Below are 5269 nucleotides of genomic sequence, written 5' to 3' on the forward strand. Positions count from 1 at the left end.
TATTAGATAAATCTATTATATATGATACTGAAGCATTAACATTCTGATCTAAAAATAAATCTAAATTACTTTTTATTATATAAGTTGATATTTTACTCACAAACATACTAGGCATAACAGTCATAAGTCCCATTATGAATACTATAACCAACTTTAAATGTGAACCTTCTTTTTTAAGTATAGCATCTATTATAAACTTTATTACAAGTATAATTCCAATTATTATACTTGTAAAAGGAAAAAAAATGACAGAAAACATATAAAAAGGCTCTGCTATATTAGAAGGCTCATATATAAAAGTGCTTATCCACACAGATACTATAAGGCTAATTAATGTAAATACTGTAATAATAGTAGGGACAACTATTCCATATCTTTTTTTATATTATCAAATATTCTCTTTAGAAACTTCATATTACTCTTAATAAAATTTCTGTATATTATTCCTAAAATAATAAAAACACTAGCAATTATTATTTTTTATTGATAGAAAAATATATCAAAATATTATTTTTGTAAAATTTCTTTTAAAACTAAATGCATATCATCTATTTTTTTTTAGCTGAAAAGCATTTATTCCAATATCTATAGCTGTTTTTACGTTATCAGCATTATCATCTATAAATATACATTCATTTGCATTCAAATTAAATTTACTCAAAAAATATTCATAAATATCTTTATTAGGCTTAATCATTTTTATATGAGCCGAAATAACTCCTCCAATACAAGTATTATCAAAAAAGTCAGTTTCTTTTCTCAAAACCTCAAAAGTTTCAGAAGGCATATTAGATAAATAATATATACAAAAACCTTTATTTTTGTATTCTTTTAATAAATTAATATTGTTGTGATGTTTATTGAGGCATAATGTCAAAGAAGTATCAAAAATTTTATTAATAAGTTCTTTATATTTAGGACATTTATCTATAAAATATTTTCTTGAATCCTCAAAGCTGATTTCTCCCTTATCCATCAAACTCCAATTTTTACTTCCAAAAGTATTATCAAAGAAATCCTTTCTATCATTTTCATCTACATATTTATCTAAAATACTGCCAGTACTAAACTCATACAATACATTGCCAACATCAGAAATTATATTTTTAATCATACAAAATCCTTAATTAAATAAAAATAAGTGTAATATTATTATATTTTTCTCAAAATGTTTGTCAATAGTAATTATTATGTTAATATATTTTTTACAGTATTGACAAATAATAAAAAAGCATTTATATTGTATATAACTCTGCTGTTCTCGTTAAGCGATTGTACATTCTTGCGCCAGTATAAATTAATGCATTAGGGATCTAGAGCGAAGCATTAATGATAGGCTCGCCGGTATCGCGATACGGTTTTGAGAAATCAAGGTCATGTTTCTGAGGAACCCACCTGACGCGAAAAGTCAGGCGCATTTATGTCGTATACGGCTCAGCGGAGGTCTTTTTTATTTCTTATCACATACTTTTTATATACTTCTATACTTCCTAATCACAAAATAAAACTTTCAAGTAAAATTCGCTTTAGCCGATAACTAATAGTAGTTTTTTATATATTCCGTATAAGACAATTTTTTATTAAAGGCTTAAGCATTATGAATGAAAACAAAAAACAACAAATAATGAAAACTATACTTGGGTTGATGATATCGTTTCTCATTATATTCATAGCAGCAATGTTCGCTCGTGCAGCAAGCAATACTATACTTCCAGAAAATAGTACTGTATCTGTATTTATAAATGATTATTTAGATATGATGATGCAAAAAATTGATAAAATAGCTGTTAAAATGAAAATAAAAAGAAATAGTGTGTCTGAATATCAAGTTAATTTAATTACTCAGTCAATATCTGATTATGTAGGATACAGCATGTATCAGACTGCTGAGTCTTTAAAAGAATTTAACCCTAATAATAATGCTTCAAAAGCCCAATTAGATAAATATAAAAATAATTATTATAGAATGACTGTAGAAAATCCATATTTAAGAGGAATGACTGTATTTAATACAGAAGGAAAAATGCTTCTTAATCTATACTTATCAAGAAATAAATCATGGCCTTTAGAACTTCAGGATGCTTTGATAAATGAAATAAAAACAAAAGGTTCTCTAGTATTAAATGCTACTAATGAAAATGCATTCTATATAATGGAATACATAAAAAATCCTTATGGAGAAATAATAGTTGCTACTAGAAATGATTATGCTTATGTATCAGATATAGCTATGTATTATCAAGTAGCAGATAAAAGACTTTATGTAAGCGATTCAAGAAACTCTGTATACAATGTAAGAGAATCTATAGGCGATAACAATATAGAAAAAGTTTCGTCTGTAATAAACAGATATGCATACTATAAAAAACAGCCTAGCTTTATAGTTAATGACTCCCTTTCAGTTTCTATGATAGGAAAAGAGTATCCTAATTACTTTGAACTTATAGTATTGGCTATTACTGCTTTATTAATATTACTATGCCAGCTTATAATAAAAGGCGTAGCAGCATTCTTTAAATATCTTATGCAGATTAAAAGCAATAGAGATTATGTAGAAAGTGTGAAAGGAAGTGATGAACTTTTAAATAAAAATATTGTAGACGCTGATATACCTAAATCTAGTGCACTTGAAGAAATGCCGCCTATAATACAGAAAGTACATTATAAAATACCTGATGAATATATAAAAGAAAATAATAACGAAAATACAGAAGAAGAGTTTCATATAGGAAAAGATATATTAAATATAGTATCTTCTATTAAAGAAGAAATAAATTTATGCAGAAATAAATTTGCAATAACAAAAGAAGATTTAAAAGAAAAAGAAGAAAAAACAGAAAATATAGAAACAGATAATACATCTGAAGAAACAGCAATAATAGTAAATACATCAGAAGAAAATATTGTAGAAGAAGATGCAAAATTAAATAATGATAAAGAAATAGATATAGAACATGCTTTTAAAAATATAAATAGACAATTGCAGGAAGAACATGCAAAAGCTATTGAAGAAGCATTCGCTTTAGAAACATTAGAAGAAGAAACATTAACAGAAAATACAATCACTGAAGAAGAACTAAAAGATAATGAAATATTAGAAGTTAAAAACAACAAAGAAGTAGAATATATAGAAGAGCAAACTGTAAATGATACATACAATAGAAGCAATGAAGAAGAAGCAAAAAATAAAGAAGAAGTATTTATGTCAATTTCTAATGATGAACTAGAACCTAAATCACAAGACAGCTTTATAGCTAAAACTTTATCTTTGGATAATTATAAAATAACAAAAGAAGCAGAAGAAAATAATTTAGAATATAGAAAAATAGAAAGCGATGATATGTTTAATAAAAAATAATAATAAACAGCTTAAAAGATAAAGAAGAGAATAAAAACTTATTCATCAAAAAAATGATGATTACAAAACAAGTGATTCAAATGGTATTAGTAAGATTATATTAAATTCATACAATAAAGCTATAGATGATATAAAAACTTCAGAAGATGACAGAAAAGAAGAAAAAGATATAAAAGATACAAAAAAAGAAGATACATCAAGAACAGATGATGTATTTGCAGCTTTTGATAAAATGCTTTCTTCTATAATAAGTAAAGCAGAAGAAGATGCTAAAAGAAGCATAACAAAAAAATAAAATAATATAAAAATAGTGTAGTTTTTAGAGGAGATTATATGTCTGATAAACATGGTAAGATATCTGTCTTTGTATATATATCTATTTTAATAAATATAATAGTTCTTGCTTTATTTATAACATTTGTATTCGGACTTAAAAAGGATGCATTTGATGTTGATACAAAAAAGCTTGACAGAAATGCTTTGATTTGTCAAAACAGTATAGTAAGCCTCGTAAAAGACTATGATGACAGACTTAATAAAATAGTAGAAAGCTATCCTTTTATAAACTTACTTCAGCAGGTTATATTAAACGGAATAGATGAAGCAGAAAGAGACAGAATAATATCAATATTTAGAAGCGGAAACTATCCTTTTGACACTGTAGCATTATATTTAGCAGATGGTAAATCAGTATTTTCTTCGCCTGTAAAAACTAAACCTGTAGATTTGGAAAGCTATAAAAAATCTAATGCCAGAGCATTCTTTGATAAAGATTATGACGGGGTTTATTTTGTTAAGCCCATAAAAAATGACAGAGGAATAGAAGTAGGATATATAGTTGCAAGTGTATTTAAAAAAATATTTGAGAACACATCTTACAACTTAAACTTCGTAGTTCTTCCTAATGGGGTTGTATATCATAACCCTTCCATAGATATAAACAGCATATCAAGAGATAGTTTAACTCAGTATATGGATAAAGATATTGGAAGTTCTGGTACTATTGAAGTTGATAATAATACTTTTACATTTTATTCAAGCAAAGTTAAGGATATAGATAATTTTAGTATTGGTATATTAGAATTAAATGTACCTATTATACAGAAATATTTAAAATATATTATACTTGCTCTTTTAGCTTTATCATCATTATTTTTAATAACTACTTCATTACTTGAAAGAAATAAAGTTAATGAAGAAGATGAAGAAGAGAATAAAGAAGATGAAAATATATATGATGAAAGCGAACCGCCTATAAATAACTATGATAATGCCAATATTGTAAATGATGAAGAGTTTAATATAGATGACTATGATATAGATGAAATAGATACATTAGATGATGACAATATAAAATATTTTAATAACAAAAGAAACAGAATTCCAAAAGCAAATAAAGTTGATCTTCCTGATATAGATGATGTAGAAGACATTGAAATAAAAAAAGATAATGAAGATGATGATGAAAGTATAAAAATAGGAGATTTGTCATCTTTAGACGATGTACTTGAAGATGGAGGAGAAACCTTAAAAGATGATGAAGAGGATAATGACGAAAGTCTAAAATTAGGAGATTTATCTTCTTTAGATGATGTACTTGAAGAGGATAAAAAAGAAGATGAAAGTATTAAAATAGGAGATCTATCCTCTTTAGACAGCATAACAAATGATGATGATTTTGAAGAAGTACCTAATTTGGACGATATTATAGATGACGGCGAAGATTTTGAAGAAATACCTAACTTAAACGATATTATTAATGATGAAAAAGATAACAAAGAAGATAATAAAGATGAAAGTATACCAGAGATGAAAGAGTATACTGACGATGAACTTCTTGACGCTGATAATATTGTAGATGATGACGAAGATGTACCTAACTTAGACGACATTATTAATGATGAAGAAGAT

Annotated in this window: 1 protein-coding gene and 3 pseudogenes; 2 read left to right on the forward strand and 2 right to left on the reverse strand. The window is 25.9% G+C overall.

From position 1 onward, the window contains the following. A pseudogene (locus KQ44_RS15040) lies at positions 1–259 on the reverse strand (two-component sensor histidine kinase); the annotation flags it as partial. Between the two features lie 285 nt (positions 260–544). Beyond that, entirely contained in the window at positions 545–1114 is a 570-nt protein-coding gene (locus tag KQ44_RS08845) for an HAD-IA family hydrolase (protein ID WP_240516564.1), read from the reverse strand. A gap of 483 nt (positions 1115–1597) precedes the next feature. Here KQ44_RS08845 and KQ44_RS08850 point away from each other — a divergent pair. Both KQ44_RS08850 and KQ44_RS08855 read left to right on the forward strand, forming a co-directional pair. Continuing rightward, positions 1598–3653 (forward strand): annotated as a pseudogene (locus tag KQ44_RS08850) (hypothetical protein). A 38-nt stretch (positions 3654–3691) separates the two neighbouring features. Then, positions 3692–5269 (forward strand): annotated as a pseudogene (locus KQ44_RS08855) (AAA family ATPase); the annotation flags it as partial.

This window comes from Brachyspira sp. G79, assembly GCF_002379365.1.
In the GTDB taxonomy this organism is placed as follows: domain Bacteria; phylum Spirochaetota; class Brachyspiria; order Brachyspirales; family Brachyspiraceae; genus Brachyspira.

What these genes read in the sequence shown, in the direction of transcription:
- KQ44_RS08845 (WP_240516564.1), bottom strand. Translation starts at nt 1,114, where the DNA reads ATGATTAAAAATATAATTTCTGATGTTGGCAATGTATTGTATGAGTTT.